Origin of the sequence: Phaeospirillum tilakii (assembly GCF_042683125.1) — a bacterium.
Lineage (GTDB): Bacteria > Pseudomonadota > Alphaproteobacteria > Rhodospirillales > Magnetospirillaceae > Phaeospirillum > Phaeospirillum tilakii.
Genome location: NZ_JBHUIY010000042.1, coordinates 15,177 through 30,326 on the forward strand (window position 1 = coordinate 15,177; position 15,150 = coordinate 30,326).

The window sequence follows — 15,150 nt, forward strand, 5'->3', positions numbered from 1 at the left end:
CGGGATCGTCAGACTATCCCACCCGCGCCATCCCTTCTATGGCAAACGTCCTGGGTCAGAGAATCGCCTGACCGGTCTTCTGCCAGTCGGCGAGGAAGGTGGCCAGCCCCTTGTCGGTCAGCGGATGCTGGACCATCTGGCGCAGCACCGACGGCGGCACGGTGGCGACATGGGCGCCGAGGCGGGCCGCCTCGGTGACATGCATCGGATGGCGGATCGAGGCGGCCAGCACCTCGGTGGTGAAGGCGGGGTAATTGTCGAAGATCGAGACGATGTCGCCGATCAGTTCCATCCCGTCCTGGCCGATATCGTCGAGCCGGCCGACGAAGGGCGAGACGAAGGCGGCGCCGGCCTTGGCGGCCAGGATCGCCTGATTGGCCGAGAAGCACAGGGTGACGTTGACCCGGACCCCCTCGTCGGCCAGCACCTTGCAGGTCTTGAGGCCGGGGAAGGTCAGCGGCACCTTGACCGCGACGTTGGGACGCAGCGCCGCCAGCTTGCGGCCCTCGGCCAGCATGGTGTCGAAATCGGTGGCGCCGACCTCGGCCGAGATCGGGCCGGGAACGATGTCGCAGATCTCGGCGATCACATCGAGAATCTTGCGCCCGCTCTTGGCGATCAGCGACGGATTGGTGGTGACGCCATCGACCAGCCCGGTGGCGGCCAGCTCGCGGATCTCGGCAACGTCGGCGGTATCGATGAAGAACTTCACGGAACGGACTCCCTGATGGGTGCGGCGGGGCGGCGGTCAGACTAGCGCGACGCGCCCCGGCTGTCGTGGGCGGAATCATGACGATCGCCGCCCCCTTGCCGCCAGGGCACGGGGTGACGACATCGAAGCGGTCCGACCGGCCCGAAAGGCTCTTTCCGTCACGCCGTAAACGCGGTTAAGTGGCGGAGTGAGGGGAGCTCCCCGGCGACGGGGAGAAATCGATGACGACCGACGGCGAGGAAACCAAGGCACGGCCGGGGAGCAGGCCGTCGCCTGTACGAGCCCTGGGGATTTTCCTGCGGCGGTTCTGGCGTCTGGCCGGACCGTTCTGGGCGGCGGAGGACCGCTGGCGCTACCGGCTGCTGGTGCTGGCGCTGATCCTGCTGACCATCGGCCAGGTGGCGATTCCGATTTCGCTCAATCTGTGGAACGCCCGCCTGTTCGACGCGATCGAGCAGCATTCGTTCCGCCGCTTCTACCCGCTGCTGCTGACCATCCTGACGATCTTCGTCGGCAACATGGTGATCAACACCTGTCACCTGTGGGTCAAGCGACAGTTGCAGCTCGGCTGGCGGCGCTGGCTGACCCGGCAGTTGCAGAACCGCTGGATGGCGATGGGGCACCATTACCTGCTCAACCGGGTGCCGGGCGAGCCGGACAAGCACGACAATCCCGACAGCCGCATCGCCGAGGACATCCGCGTCACCACCGAATACGCGATCGACCTCGCCCATTCGCTCAGTTACTGCATGATGCTGCTCGGCAGCTTCGTCAGCATCCTGTGGGCGCTGTCGAGCGGGATCGAGTTCCATGTCGGCAAGACCCTGATCGAGATCCCCGGCTTCCTGGTGTGGGTGGCGTTCGCCTATGCCGCGCTGGCCTCGACCCTGGCGCTGTGGATCGGCCAGCCGCTGATCAGCGCCACCGACCTGCGCCAGACCGCCGAGGCCAATTTCCGCTTCGGGCTGGTCCATGCCCGCGAGAACGCCGAGGCGATCGCCCTGGTCCATGGCGAAAGCGGGGAACGGCGGCGCTTCACCGACCTGTTCCGCGGCATCGAGGGGGCGTGGCAGCGCCAGACCCGCGGCATGATGTTCCTGTCGCTGTTCAGCACCGGCTATACCGTGGTGTCGGCGGCGCTGCCGATCCTGCTGGTGGCGCCGCGCTACATGTCGGGCGACGCCACCCTGGGCCAGACCATGCAATCGGCGCTGGCCTTCCAGCAACTGGCCGGGGCGCTGTCCTGGCCGGTCGACAACATGCAGAAGATGGCGGAATGGCGGGCCTCGGTCGAACGGGTGCTGTCGCTGCGCGACGCGCTCGATTCCCTGCGCGCCGATTCCTCCCGCCCCGACGCCCATGCCATCGTGGTCGAGAAGTCGCGCGACCGGGGCAGCCTGTCGCTGCACGACCTGACCATCGCCGAGGCCGACGGCACCCCGGTGCTGTCGGGCCTGTCGGCCGAGATCCTGCCGGGCGAGCGGGTGCTGATCGCCGGCGAGCACGACACCGCGGTCAAGCTGTTCAAGGTGATCGCCGGGCTGTGGCCGTGGGGCAGCGGCACGGTCAGCCTGCCGCACAACGCCACCCTGTTCTTCCTGCCGCAGCGACCCTACATGCCGATCGGCTCGCTGCGCGGGGTGCTGGCCTACCCCGCCACCTCGGACAGCTTCACCGAGGGGGCGATGCGGGCGGCGCTGGCCGAGGTCGGGCTTGCCGCTCTCGGCGACCGCCTGACCGAGCGCACCAACTGGGACCAGATCCTCGGCCAGGCAGAACAGCAGCAGATCGGCATCGCCCGGCTGCTGCTGCACCGGCCGAGCTGGATCGCGATGCAGGAGGCGACCGACGCGCTCGACCCCGACACCGAGATCGCCCTGATGCGGCTGGTGGTCGAACGCTTCCCCGACGCCGCCCTGCTGACGGTGGGCTTCCATCCCGAACTGGCGGCGCTGCATCACCGCACCCTGATCCTGCCCGTCAGCGGAGGCGAGACGGTCGAACGCGGCGACCGCCGTCCCGGGCACGAGCCGCCGCCGCCGCCCACCCGCTCGGCCAGCTGGAGCGGCCGCCTGCTCGCCCCGTTCCGCCGCAACGAACGCCGCTCGCTGACCGGCAATCGCGGCGGCAAGCACGGCGACTGGCGCAACTGAGCCCCGCCCTCGCCGCCGGGCGGGAATGATGCTACACCGAACAGGCGACGGCACCGGGCCGACGCCTGCGCCGGAGGATCCCCGATGAAGCCCCGCATCAGTCTGTGCATGATCGTGCGCGACGCCGAACCGCTGATCGACGAGTTCCTCGCCCATCTCGACGGGATCTGGGATCAGTGGGTGGTGGTCGATACCGGCTCGGTCGATCGCACCGCCGAGCGTCTGGCGGCGGCGGGGGCGGAAATCCACCACCAGACCTGGGCCGAGGATTTCGCCCGCGCCCGCAACGAAAGCCTGCGCCACGCCACCGGCGACTGGATCCTGGTGCTCGATTCCGACGAATTCCCCGAAGCCGGCTTCGCCGCCGAATTACGGGCGCTGGTCGAGGACGCCACGGTGGGGGCGGCGACCCTGCCGCAGGCCAGCCTGCTGCCCAATGGCGGCTGCCGCACCGCCCACCCGCTGCGGCTGTTCCGCAACCTGCCCGGCTTGGCCTACCGCTACCGCATCCACGAGGACGCGACCGAATCGGCGCGGGAGGTGCTGGAAGCGCGCGGGCTGAAATTCGCCCGGCTGGCGACCCCGGTGCGCCATGTCGGCTATCTGCGCGAACAGATGACGCGGCAGAACAAGCGGGCACGCGACGAACGGCTGCTGACCCTGGCGCTGTCGGACGACCCGACCGACCTCTACAGCCGCTACAAGCTGCTTGAACTGTACCGCTTCTGGGGCGACGGCGCGGCGATGGGGCCGGTGGCCGACGAATGCCGCCTGCTGGTCGAGGCCGGGATCGAGATCCATCCCCCCTTCATCGCCGGCGACCTCGCCGACATGGTGGCCGAGGCGCTCAACCCCGGCAACGATGCCGCCGCCGCCGCCTTCCTCGAATCCTGGGCGCCGCTGGCCGGCCAGACCGGCCGGTTCCACACCGCGCTCGGCGCCCGCTACGAATCGCTCGGCCGGGTCCAGGAGGCGTTCACCGCGTTCGAGACCGCGCTGCAACTGGCCGAGGGCGACCCGGCCTGGGTGCAGATCGCGACGCGGGCGCTGGGCGGGCTGACCCGGCTGTCGCTGGCGCTGGGCGATTTCGCCACCGCGCGCGACTTCGCCACCGCCGGCGTCAAGCTGTCGCCGGACGATGCCGAACTGCGCCTCGCCCTCGATTTCCTCGCCACCGAATTGCCGGCGCAAGGTTAGGCGCCGCAGCCTTTCGGTTGCCGGGCTTTGTCTTTTGCGCAACTTTTTTATAAAAGAGTGGAGCGGTGGCTCAGGGCCATCTGCGGCGGCACCCTGAGGGCACGGCGATGTATAAACTGTCCGTAGAGGTCGGCGGCGACTGGGTTGAGCATTCCCACGACCCCGTGTTTAAGACACAGGGAGCCGACAACGAAGAAAAGCGGTTAGTTGCGGGCGTGCCGAAAGGCGATAGCTCGGTCTTCCGCGCTCTTGTCAACCAATTAACTCCTCCGTACCTCTTCCTTTACGTCTTGCACACCCCCCGTGGCGAAGGAGAGCCCGGGCGCTACCAGAGCCCCGCGCTTGAACGCGATGAGTTCAATGCATTCTTGGATCGTTATTCGTCGTTTTGGTCTGGAGATGGGCGACACGATGTTTGGGCGCACTCTCCCAGCGAAAATGCCACGGTGGTATGGGATCGCCATAACCTGATATTTGCCTATGGCCCCCTTGAACGGTTTGCATCTGCGTTGCGCAGCATGGGATTCGAGGCGGGTAATCTGAATTCCTCTTTCCCCCACCAACATCATTATCGGCAGGAATTTGATGGTGATGCTGCCGCCATTCTCTCGGCCATGAATTGGTCGAGATCCCCCCTGCACCCCTCCGATGAACAATGGACGGAGGGCTGAACATCTGAAGACTTGTCGTGGCATGAGTGGAATTTATCGATTGCCGTTTACTTGCGGTTTTATTTCCGTTTTTTGCGGGATGCGCAAGAGCAACTGCACCTCATCCTCTGGTGGGCGATGCCCCCCGGACCTTCTTTGTTTTTTAAGCCATAAATCGCCGACAGACGGCAATCTTCAATTTATGGACAAGGACGCCAGGAAGGCCCTCAAGACTGTTCCATGAAGAATTCTGGCGCACCTATTTCAAAATTTATTGGGGAGGCAAGCATGCGTTTCCCGGTATCCGTAAAAGGAGTTTTGTTTTCCGAGAGCAAGGTTGTGCTCCTCGAAAATGAACGGAGCGAATGGGAACTGCCTGGAGGAAAGCTCGATACCGGAGAGGCCCCGTCTCAGTGCGTTCGAAACCGCGCTGCAACGGGCCGAGGGCGACCCGGCCTGGGTGCAGATCGCGACGCGGGCGCTGGGCGGGCTGACCCGGCTGTCGCTGGCCCTCTGCGATTTCCCCACCGAATTGCCGGCGCAAGGCTGACAGTGAGGCTCTCGCCGGGCATGGCGCGTATGACCTGAGAAAAACAGGGGGGTTCGGGGATCCCCCCGAGCGGGTGTGGGCGGCAGCCCACTTGGCGCCCGCCAAACCGGGCCGTCACGCCGCCTTGCGCGAGACCTCTTCGCCCCATTCGCTGACCAGCTTGGCCTGCAAACTGCGCAGATTGGTGATGCGGTTGCGATTGTGGTTGGCGAGATAGGTCGCCACCAGCGGCGGCAGCAGGGTGTAGATCCCCCAGCCGAGGAACGCGCAGCCATAGACGGTCAGCAGCATCATCGGATCGGTGATCATGCGGAAGGCTTCGTCGAGGGTGTGGACCCCGAACCACAGCGAGAACAGGTAGGGGAACAGCCCGGCGAGATTGAGCCCGCCGACGCAGAGATAGGCGTAGCGGTGCGGCCCCTTTTCCGCCACCCAGGAAACCAGGGTCGGCAGCATGGTGAAGAACACCAGCACCACCGTCGGCAGCGAGAACGGCACCAGCGCCGCCAGCAGGATCAGGGCGACCGACTTGTTGATGCCGGCGCTCTTGGGTGCCTTCTTGGCGGCGGCGGCGGCCTTGGCCTGCGCCACGGCGGATGTCTTTGCTTTGGCCATGTCGGAAACGATGGCATCGCCGCGCGGCAAAGGCAATCGGCGAACACGCCCGGCCGCACTTTTCCCGGGCATGCCGCTCGCGGCAAGGCTCAGCCCTCGGCCGCCGCCCCCCCGCGCAGGGCCTCGACCCCGATCCGCACCATCGCGGCGATGGTCAGGTCGAACTGGGCCCAGTCGGTGGTCTGGCGGGTCACCCGGTGCAGCAGGGCGCAGGTGACCGCGCCGTGCAGCCCGGCGACGATGTCGATCTCGGCGGCGCCGATCGGCCCCTCGGCCCGGCCGGATTCGGCCCGCGCCTCGGCGCAGACCGGCAGGAACAGCAGGTCGTGCAGCCGGCGCAGCCGCTCGATCGCCAGCCGCTCGTCGCGCAGGGCGGCGAACAGGAACAGGCGGATGCCGTCATTGCTGGCGCGGGCGCGGGCGTAGAGGCGGTAGATCTCGATCAGCCGCTCCTCGAGCGGACGGGCGCGGTCGCGCAGGATCAGAGTCCAGACATGATCCCATTCGCTGGCGACGATGTCGCGGCAGACCCGGGCGATCAGCGCATCCTTGTCGGGAAAATAGCGGTAGAGCAGCGGCTGGGTGACGCCGAGCCGCTGCGCCAGCACCCGGGTCTGGCCTTCGAACCCGACCTCGGCGAAGAACCGCGCCGCCTCGGCGACGATCAGCCGCTCGCGCTCGCCGCGCGGCAGGCGCGACCGCTCCCGCTTAGCTTTTTTCCCGCCATGCGCGTCCCCGCCTGGAACTATCGCTTCTTTTTCGGTCGATCCGTCCATGCCGCCAGTTTCTTTCCCAACCATTCCTTCCCGTCATGATCGCAGCGACACCCGACGCCGTCAACCCCGCCCCCTTGGGACAACACGAGAACATTTGTCGTTGAAGCGGAGAACGAATGGTGTACGATGAACAGCGGTTGCACCTGCCCCCGGATCGGGTTAGAGGAGGAGGAGGCCATGTCGCAGGCTGCGTTGCGTCTCGTGGACAAGGATACGATGGACAGACAGAAGGCGCTGGAAGCGGCAGTCACCCAGATCGAACGGGCGTTCGGCAAGGGCTCGATCATGCGGCTCGGCCAGAAGGATCAGGTGGTGGAGACCGAAGTGGTCTCGACCGGCTCGCTCGGCCTCGACATCGCGCTGGGCATCGGCGGCCTGCCGCGCGGCCGGATCATCGAGATCTACGGCCCGGAAAGCTCGGGCAAGACCACCCTGGCGCTGCATGTGATCGCCGAGGCGCAGAAACGCGGCGGCACCTGCGCCTTCGTCGATGCCGAACACGCGCTCGACCCCTCCTACGCCCGCCGCCTCGGCGTCAATCTCGACGACCTGCTGATCAGCCAGCCCGATGCCGGCGAGCAGGCGCTGGAGATCGCCGACACCCTGGTGCGCTCCGGCGCGGTCGACGTGCTGGTGGTCGATTCGGTCGCCGCCCTGGTGCCGCGCGCCGAACTCGAGGGCGAGATGGGCGATTCCCATGTCGGCCTGCATGCCCGGCTGATGAGCCAGGCACTGCGCAAGCTGACCGGCTCGGTGTCGCGCTCGAAGACCATCGTGATCTTCATCAACCAGATCCGGATGAAGATCGGGGTGATGTTCGGCAACCCGGAAACCACCACCGGCGGCAACGCGCTGAAGTTCTACGCCTCGATCCGGCTCGACATCCGCCGCATCGGCGCGATCAAGGACCGCGACGAGGTGGTCGGCAACCAGACCCGGGTCAAGGTGGTCAAGAACAAGCTCGCCCCGCCGTTCAAGGTGGTCGAATTCGACATCATGTACGGCGAGGGGGTGTCGAAGACCGGCGAACTGATCGATTTCGGCATCAAGGCCGGGGTGATCGAGAAGTCGGGGGCGTGGTTCTCCTACAATTCGACCCGGATCGGCCAGGGCCGCGAGAACGCCAAGGCGTGGCTGCGCGACCATGCCGACGCCGCCGCCGAGATCGAGGGGGCGATCCGCCAGAACGCCGGGCTGCTGTCCGAGGTGCTGGCCGCCGGCCCGGGCGATCTCGACGGCAACCCGACCGAAGAGTAAGGATGCCGGATTTCAGCCTGGAAACCGCGCTGGGCGGCTGCGTCATCGGCCTCGACGAGGTCGGGCGCGGCCCGCTCGCCGGCCCGGTGATCGCCGCCGCCGCGTGGCTCGACCCCGCCCGCGCCTATCCCGGCCTCGACGATTCCAAGCGCCTGACCGCGCGGCGGCGCCAGATCCTCGCCGCCGACCTCGCCGACACCGCCCTGGTCACGCTCGGCCGCGCCGAGGTCGAGGAGATCGACCGCCTCAACATCCTCCAGGCCACCTTCCTGGCGATGCGCCGCGCCTGCGACGCCCTGGCCGCACGGCTGGGCCGGCCGATCGACCATGCCCTGATCGACGGGCCGCACGCCCCGGCCCTGCCCTGCCCGGCCCATCCGGTGGTCGGCGGCGACGGACGCTCGCTGTCGATCGCCGCCGCCTCGATCGTCGCCAAGGTCCACCGCGACGCGCTGATGGCGGATCTGGCGCGCGACTTCCCCGGCTATGGCTGGGAACGCAATGCCGGCTACGGCACCGCCGCCCATCTCGACGCCTTGGCCCGCCTCGGCGTTACCCCCCACCACCGCCGCTCCTTCGCCCCGGTCGCCCGCGCCCTCGGCCGGTAAGTCGCGCGGGCTCCGCCCGCCCCCGCCAAGGGCCGCAAGGCCCTTGGAACCCATTGATGGTCGGGCGTGGAGCGGCCTTCCCGCTTGGGCGCGGGCGTTGGCCGCGCGAAGGGCAAGGAAAGGGTTCCAAGGGCCTTCGGCCCTTGGCGGGTGCGGGCGGAGCCCGCGAATTCTTGGGGCCTCGCCCCGGTCAGCGCCGGGCCTGCCGCAGCAGGGTCGCCACCGCCGCCTCGCCGGCCGGGCTGACCACCGCCGGAACGGACGGGCGGGCCGGTTCCAGCGGCGGCGGGGCGCAGCCGGGGGTTTCGCTTTCGACCATCGCCGCCAGCACCCGCGCCGCGACCCGGTCGGCCAGATCGGGGCGGGTGGCGTCGAGATCGGCGAGGTCGATCCACACCAGCCGATGGCGCCCCAGCCGGGCGGCGAGCCGGGCCAGGATGACGCGATCAAGCGCGGCCACCGCCGCGCCCTGGCCGGGAACGGGCGGGATCAGGCCATTGAGATAGACCGTCTCGACCTCGCGCGGCAGGGCGTCGAGGGTGGCGGCCAGGGTGTCGATCTGGCTGAAATCGGCGGGATCGCGGCCGCCGGGACGGCCGAACAGCCAGGAGCCGTCGCCGCCGGCCGGGGCATTGCCGTCGCCGGGATCGACCAGCAGCCGGCGCGGCCGCCGCTCGGCGATCCAGCCGAGCTGGGTCATCGCGTCGCGGCCGGGGCGGTTGAGCGGATTGAGCACGAAGCGGGCGTTGATGCCGAGGATCAGCCGGCCGAGATCGATCCGGGCGAGGCTGTGCGGGGTGGGAAGGCCGGCGCCGAGCCGGACGAATTCCTCGCTGGCCTGACGCGAGCCGTCGCCAGCGGTGAAATCGTAGAAGTGCCACACCGCCGAGCCGGCCACCGCCAGATTGTCGAAACAGCCATGACCGCCGGGCGAGTCCGGCTCGCGCATCCAGTAGCGGATGAATTCGGCCAACTCGCGCCCGAGCCGGCGCGGCTGGCGCCGCCACGTCTCGGAATCGAGGATCACCGGCAGGCCGGGATCGGGGCTGGCGAAGGGAAAGCCCAGGCTGCGGGCCAGCCGGGCCGGCACGCTGTCCCGGCACAGATCGGCCCGGACCGTCATCGCCCGCGCCCCCTGGTACAACGAACCGCCGACCGCCATCATTTCGGTTCCGGCCATCGTCGCCTCCTCGTTTCGGGACGCAGTTTGACCAGGTCATCCTATCATGGCGGGCGCGACCTCCCGGAATGCATTTATCGTCGCGTGCCGCCCTCCACTGCGCGGATCACCCCGCCCGCACCCCGTCGAGGAAGCGGCCGACCTCGGCGCGCAGGGTGTCGGCCGAGTGGGCCAGGGTCTCGGCCGAGCCCAGCACCTGACGCGAGGCGGCGCCGGTGGCGACGGCGGAGCGGCTGATGGTCTCGATGGTCGAGGAGACCGCCCCGGTGCCGTTGGCGGCCTCGTGGACGTTGCGGGCGATCTCGCGGGTGGCGGCGTCCTGCTGCTCGACCGCCGCGGCGATGTCGGCGGAGATGCGGCGGACCTGATCGATCACCCCGGCGATGGCGGCGATGGCGGCGACGGTGCGGCGGGTTTCCTCCTGCACCGCGACGATCTGGGTGGAAATCTCGTCGGTGGCCCGCGCCGTCTGGGTGGCGAGGTTCTTGACCTCGCCCGCCACCACGGCGAAGCCCTTGCCGGCCTCGCCCGCCCGCGCCGCCTCGATGGTGGCGTTCAACGCCAGCAGGTTGGTCTGGTCGGCGATCTCGCCGATCAGGCCGATCACCTCGCCGATCCGGTCGGCGGCGGCGGCCAGCCCCTCGACCTTGGCATTGGTCTCGCGGGCGGTGGTGGTGGCCTCGTCCGACACCCGGGCGGCCTCGCCGACCTGGCGGCCGATCTCGCGGATCGAGGCCGACAGCTCCTCCGCCGCCGAGGCCACCGTCTCGACGCTGGCGCTGGCCTGCATCGCCGCCCCGGCGACGGTGGCGGCCTGGGACGAGGAATGCTCGGCCGAGCCGGACAGGTCCTCGGCGGCGGCGCGCATCTCGGCCGCCTGGGACGACACGCCATGCACCAGCCCCATCACCGCCGTCTCGAACCGGTCGGCCAGGGAGGCCATCGCCTGCCGCCGGTCGGCCTCGCCCCGCCGCCGGCTTTCCTCCTGCTCCGCCTGCAGGGCGGCGACGCGCAGGGCGTTGTCCTTGAACACCGCGACGGCGCGGGCCATCTCGCCGATCTCGTCGCGGCGGCCGGCGGCGGGGATCTCGACCGAGGTGTCGCCGCCGGCGAGGCGGTCCATCGCCGCCGTCATCGCCGTCAGCGGCCGCGAGATCGAGCGCGCCACCAGCCACGCCCCGGCCACCCCGACCAGCAGCGCGGCCAGGGCGAGGCCGCCGACCCACAGCCGGCTGGCATGAACCCGGCCACTGGCGCTGGCCCCCAGCGCCGACTGGCGCGCCCGCAACTGGGCGCGGAATTCCTCGATCGCCGCCGCCATGCGCGGGCCGAGCTGGTTGAGGCGCTCCTCGGTCAGCGCCCGCTGCTGCTCGGCGATCCCGCCCAGGGCGCGGCCGGCGGCGGCGACCCGGTCGAGCGCGGCCCGGGCCTGCCCGGCCAGCTCGCGCCGGTGCGGGTCGCCCAGGCGCGGGGTCAGCTCGGCCAGCAGGGCCGAGGCGGCGGCCAAGGCGGTGCCGGGGGCGGCGGCGGCTCCGCCGGCCAGGGTGCGGTCGAGACCGCGCCGCGCCGCCAGCACCAGCCGCAGCGCCTCGCCCGCCCGCAGCGCGGCCTCGGCCTCGCCACCGCGCGCCGAGGCTTCGGCCAGCGCGGTCAGGCTGGCTTCCAGCGCCGCGCCCTGGCCGTCGAGTTCAGCGGCGACGAGGTCGTCGCGCCGCTGCCGCAGTTCGGTCACCTGATGGAAGGCGTCGGCATAGGTGGCGAAATCGGCGGCGATCCGCCGGACCCGGCCCGCCTGCTCGGCATCGTCGGTCTCGGCCAGCAGGACGCGGGTGGCCTCGTCCATCGCCCGGGCCTGCTCGTCGAAACCGCGCCGGGCCGCCGCGTCGCCGTCATCGAGGAAGGCCCGCACCTCGAACCGGGCGCGGAGCAGGCTGGCCTGGACCTGGGCGATGCCGTTGGTCTCGCGCGCCAGACCGCGATAATCGCCGAACGCCGCGTCGGCGCCGCTGAGGCCGAGGAAACTGACCGCTCCAACCAGACACAGCAGCAGGATCACCCCCCCGAAGCCGAGGCCGACCCGCTGCATCACCGCCAAATCCGCAAATCTCATCATCCGCTCGTTCCGCTCTGGCCGCGCGGTCGGGGCTGGCCCGGCCGGCGGCGTTGCCCGGCGGGTTTCCCGCCCTGGCGCGAAAGGCGGCGGCGGTCCCGGCGGACCGGCACGGCCACGCCTCGCGGCAGGGCACAAAATCCAGCGCAGACCATGCGACCGTTGCCGCCCCGCGACAATGGCGGCATTCGTATAAAATCCACGCGATTTCGCATGCGACCCATCCCGGACCGGCCTATCCTGTCGGTCCAGGACGGTCTTAAGCGTATGGTATGGGACCCCGCGCGGCGGAGCCCCGGCCACGGCAGGAGGCGGGCGATGGAACGGGTGGTCGAGGCGGTGCGCTCCGCCAACGAATTGCTGGTGGCGCTGGTGGTGCTGGGGCTCGGGGTGGCGGTGGTGGTGATCGTCGCGCTCTACGTGGCCGACGTCACCCAGACCCGGCACGCGGTGCGGCGGAATTACCCGGTGATCGGACGGTTCCGCTATGGGTTCGAATATCTGGGCGATTTCTTCCGCCAGTATTTCTTCGCCCTCGACCGCGAGGAGATGCCGTTCAACCGGGCCCAGCGCGGCTGGATCTACCGCGCCGCCAAGGATCTCGACGCGACGGTGGCGTTCGGCTCGACCCGGGCGCTGCGGGTGCCGGGCGAGCTGATCTTCGTCAACGCCGCCTTCCCCACCCTCGACGAGGAGGCCCGGGCGGTGCGGCCGATGGTGATCGGCGCCGGCTTCTGCCGCCACCCCTATCGCCATGACGCCCTGTTCAACATCTCGGCGATGAGCTACGGCGCGCTGTCGGCCCCGGCGGTGCGGGCGCTGTCGCTGGGGGCGGCCAAGGCCGGATGCTGGCTCAACACCGGCGAGGGCGGGCTCGCGCCCCATCACCTTGCCGGCGGCTGCGATCTGGTGTTCCAGCTCGGCACCGCCAAATACGGGGTGCGCGACGAAGCCGGCCGGCTCGACGACGGCCGCCTCGCCGCGCTGGCGGCGATCCCCCAGGTGCGGATGTTCGAGATCAAGCTGGCGCAGGGGGCCAAGCCGGGCAAGGGCGGGATCCTGCCCGCCGCCAAGGTCACCGCCGAGATCGCCGCGATCCGCGGCATCGAGATCGGGCGGGATTCGCTCAGCCCCAACCGCCATCCCGAGATCGACAGCCCCGACGCCCTGCTCGACGTGATCGCCCATATCCGCGCCGTCACCGGCAAGCCGACCGGGTTCAAGACGGTGTTCGGCGATTTCGCCTGGTTCGACACGCTGTGCCGGCGGATCCTCGAACGCGGGCCGGCGGCGGCACCCGACTTCATCACCGTCGATTCGGCCGATGGCGGCTCGGGGGCGGCGCCGCAGAGCCTGATCGATTATGTCGGCCTGCCGATTCAGGAATCGCTGCCGATGCTGGTCGACCGGCTGACCGAATTCGGCCTGCGCGAGCGGGTGCGGGTGATCGCCTCGGGCAAGCTGGTGACCCCGGCCGAGGTGGCCTGGGCGCTGTGCGCCGGGGCCGATTACGTCAATTCGGCCCGGGGCTTCATGTTCGCGCTGGGCTGCATCCAGGCGATGCAGTGCAACCGCAACACCTGCCCGACCGGGATCACCACCCACAACCCCCGCCTGCAACGCGGCCTCGACCCGGCCGACAAGGCGGAACGGGTGGCCCATTACGTCCAGGGCCTCAATCGCGAGGTGGGGATCCTGGCCCATTCCTGCGGGGTGCCCGAGCCGCGCGCCCTGACCCGGGCGCATTGCCGGCTGGTCCAGCCCGACGGACGGTCGCGGCCAATGTCGGAGGTGTTCCCCCCGGCCGGGTCGCCCCCACCGCCGCAAGATTGACCGCCTGGATCGCGAGCAACCGACCGTTTAAGGTGGAGCCCCGGCCCGTCGCGGCTCAGGCGCAAGGAATGCGCGTAGTGGGATTGACAGAAAGGATCGCGAAAATGGTCAACAGCGTCACGACCCCGGACTCGTCGACCTGGACGAAAATACAGCAAAAACTGGCGGCCGCCGACACCAACGGCGACGGCGTGGTCAGCCCGCAGGAACTGGCCGGCGCGCTGTCGGGCAATTCCGATACCGTCAACGCGTTGATCGACGATGCCGACACCGACGGCGACGGCGCGCTGTCGGTCAGCGAATTCGTCACCTTCTCCGACCGCTTCAGCGCCGCCACCGGGCTGACCCTGCTGTCGGCCCAGGAAACCGACAGCGCGCTGGCCAAGGCGTTCGCCACCCTCGACAGCGACAACAGCGGCAAGATCAGCGCCAAGGAACTGAGTTCGGCCAGCAGCTTGGTATCCGACGACATCAAGCAGCAGATCGATCTGGTCGACCGCACCGGCGACGGCACGTTCAACCAGGACGACATCGCGCGGATGCTGATGCAGGCCGACGGCTCGATCAAGAGCGACACCCAGACGTCGGACGGCAGCGGCGGCGACGACGTGCTGAATGCGATCTATCAGGCCTCGGTCGCCCGGATCAAGGCGGTCGAGACCGCGCTCGACGCCAAGACGGCGGCCGCCGCCAGCGCCAGCGCCTCGACCACCGACAGCGGCTCGACCACCGGCGCCTGAACCGGCGCGGCCGGCGGCGCGGGCTTGCCGCCCGGCCGGCCGCGCCCCATCTCTCCCCGACAGGGGGCCGCCCGGCCCCGACTGCCCGGGAGAGACCACGATGACGTTTCCCGACAAGGACGACGTGCTGCGCCACGGCGCGACCGAGCCGCCCTTTTCCAGCCCGCTCAACCACGAACGGCGCAGCGGCCAGTTCCGTTGCGCCGGCTGCGGCCAGCCCCTGTTCGAGTCCGGCGCCAAGTTCGACAGCGGCTGCGGCTGGCCGAGCTTCGCCGCCCCGCTCGAACAATCCGTCGCCACCCGGCCCGACAGCTCGCACGGCATGATCCGCACCGAGGTGCTGTGCCGGTCCTGCGGCGGCCATCTCGGCCATGTGTTCGACGACGGCCCCGCCCCCACCGGCCAGCGTTACTGCATCAACGGCCTCGCCCTGCACTTCATCCCCGAGGAATGAGGCCGGGCGCCAGCGGCGCCCCCCGCCGGCCGGCGCGCGCGGGAGATGAACCGCCCCGGTTTCACCACTGTTACCTGCCGGCGCGGAAACGTGTTATTTTCAAGCCCTCATCCCCCCTCGTCGCAGCGACTCGAAGGGACAACGCACCATGAGCAAGCATTCCATTCTGTTGGCGTCGGTTTTCTCGGTGATCCTGGCCGGTCCGGTCCTGGCGGCCGACGAACCCCCGGCGGCGGCACCGGCGGCCGAACCCGCCGCCGCCGCACCGGCCGCCGCCCCAGCCGCCGCCGCCGCGGAAGCCGCGCCTGCGCCGGC

Annotated in this window: 14 protein-coding genes; 9 read left to right on the forward strand and 5 right to left on the reverse strand. The window is 69.7% G+C overall.

Annotated features, from left to right (window positions below; translation table 11 throughout):
• Positions 1 to 55 precede the first annotated feature (55 nt).
• A complete protein-coding gene (fsa, locus tag ACFSNB_RS16040) occupies positions 56 to 712 on the reverse strand; it encodes a fructose-6-phosphate aldolase (RefSeq protein WP_377318387.1) in 657 nt (218 codons plus the stop codon).
• Positions 713 to 933: 221 nt separating this feature from the next.
• On the opposite strand from fsa, the gene ACFSNB_RS16045 reads away from it, so the two are divergent.
• From ACFSNB_RS16045 to ACFSNB_RS16060, 4 genes are all read left to right on the forward strand, one after another.
• Positions 934 to 2,865, forward strand: a complete 1,932-nt coding sequence (locus tag ACFSNB_RS16045; RefSeq protein ID WP_377318389.1) for an ABC transporter ATP-binding protein/permease — start codon at positions 934 to 936, stop codon at positions 2,863 to 2,865.
• Between the two features lie 84 nt (positions 2,866 to 2,949).
• On the forward strand, positions 2,950 to 4,062 hold the full coding sequence (locus tag ACFSNB_RS16050; protein WP_377318391.1) for a glycosyltransferase: 1,113 nt from the start codon (positions 2,950 to 2,952) through the stop codon (positions 4,060 to 4,062).
• 65 nt (positions 4,063 to 4,127) lie between these two features.
• Complete coding sequence (locus ACFSNB_RS16055) at positions 4,128 to 4,733, forward strand: hypothetical protein (protein ID WP_377318393.1); 606 nt, start codon at positions 4,128 to 4,130, stop codon at positions 4,731 to 4,733.
• A 331-nt stretch (positions 4,734 to 5,064) separates the two neighbouring features.
• Positions 5,065 to 5,262, forward strand: a complete 198-nt coding sequence (locus tag ACFSNB_RS16060) for a hypothetical protein (protein ID WP_465264575.1) — start codon at positions 5,065 to 5,067, stop codon at positions 5,260 to 5,262.
• Between the two features lie 114 nt (positions 5,263 to 5,376).
• On the opposite strand, the gene ACFSNB_RS16065 is transcribed toward ACFSNB_RS16060, so the two are convergent.
• Together ACFSNB_RS16065 and ACFSNB_RS16070 are read right to left on the reverse strand one after the other, a co-directional pair.
• Positions 5,377 to 5,853: an acyl-CoA synthetase gene (locus ACFSNB_RS16065; protein WP_377318395.1), complete on the reverse strand. Its 477-nt coding sequence runs from the start codon at positions 5,851 to 5,853 to the stop codon at positions 5,377 to 5,379.
• Between the two features lie 113 nt (positions 5,854 to 5,966).
• Positions 5,967 to 6,653, reverse strand: a complete 687-nt coding sequence (locus tag ACFSNB_RS16070) for a TetR/AcrR family transcriptional regulator (protein ID WP_377318397.1) — start codon at positions 6,651 to 6,653, stop codon at positions 5,967 to 5,969.
• 177 nt (positions 6,654 to 6,830) lie between these two features.
• On the opposite strand from ACFSNB_RS16070, the gene recA reads away from it, so the two are divergent.
• Both recA and ACFSNB_RS16080 read left to right on the forward strand, forming a co-directional pair.
• Positions 6,831 to 7,910 carry a recombinase RecA gene (gene recA / locus ACFSNB_RS16075; protein ID WP_377318399.1) on the forward strand — a complete coding sequence of 360 codons (1,080 nt, stop codon included), beginning with the start codon at positions 6,831 to 6,833 and terminating at the stop codon, positions 7,908 to 7,910.
• A gap of 2 nt (positions 7,911 to 7,912) precedes the next feature.
• Complete coding sequence (locus ACFSNB_RS16080; RefSeq protein ID WP_377318401.1) at positions 7,913 to 8,518, forward strand: ribonuclease HII; 606 nt, start codon at positions 7,913 to 7,915, stop codon at positions 8,516 to 8,518.
• A gap of 190 nt (positions 8,519 to 8,708) precedes the next feature.
• Here the strand turns inward: ACFSNB_RS16080 and ACFSNB_RS16085 are convergent, their stop codons facing one another.
• Together ACFSNB_RS16085 and ACFSNB_RS16090 are read right to left on the reverse strand one after the other, a co-directional pair.
• Positions 8,709 to 9,698 carry a hypothetical protein gene (locus ACFSNB_RS16085; RefSeq protein ID WP_377318403.1) on the reverse strand — a complete coding sequence of 330 codons (990 nt, stop codon included), beginning with the start codon at positions 9,696 to 9,698 and terminating at the stop codon, positions 8,709 to 8,711.
• 106 nt (positions 9,699 to 9,804) lie between these two features.
• Positions 9,805 to 11,811: a methyl-accepting chemotaxis protein gene (locus tag ACFSNB_RS16090; protein WP_377318405.1), complete on the reverse strand. Its 2,007-nt coding sequence runs from the start codon at positions 11,809 to 11,811 to the stop codon at positions 9,805 to 9,807.
• Between the two features lie 315 nt (positions 11,812 to 12,126).
• On the opposite strand from ACFSNB_RS16090, the gene ACFSNB_RS16095 reads away from it, so the two are divergent.
• The 3 genes from ACFSNB_RS16095 (at position 12,127) to msrB (ending at position 14,835) form a co-directional block, all read left to right on the forward strand.
• Positions 12,127 to 13,641, forward strand: a complete 1,515-nt coding sequence (locus ACFSNB_RS16095) for an FMN-binding glutamate synthase family protein (RefSeq protein WP_377318407.1) — start codon at positions 12,127 to 12,129, stop codon at positions 13,639 to 13,641.
• A 104-nt stretch (positions 13,642 to 13,745) separates the two neighbouring features.
• Positions 13,746 to 14,381, forward strand: a complete 636-nt coding sequence (locus tag ACFSNB_RS16100) for an EF-hand domain-containing protein (RefSeq protein WP_377318409.1) — start codon at positions 13,746 to 13,748, stop codon at positions 14,379 to 14,381.
• A gap of 100 nt (positions 14,382 to 14,481) precedes the next feature.
• The gene (gene msrB, locus ACFSNB_RS16105) at positions 14,482 to 14,835 is read left to right on the forward strand and encodes a peptide-methionine (R)-S-oxide reductase MsrB (protein WP_377318411.1); all 354 of its coding nucleotides are present in this window, start codon (positions 14,482 to 14,484) and stop codon (positions 14,833 to 14,835) included.
• Positions 14,836 to 15,150: the final 315 nt, after the last annotated feature.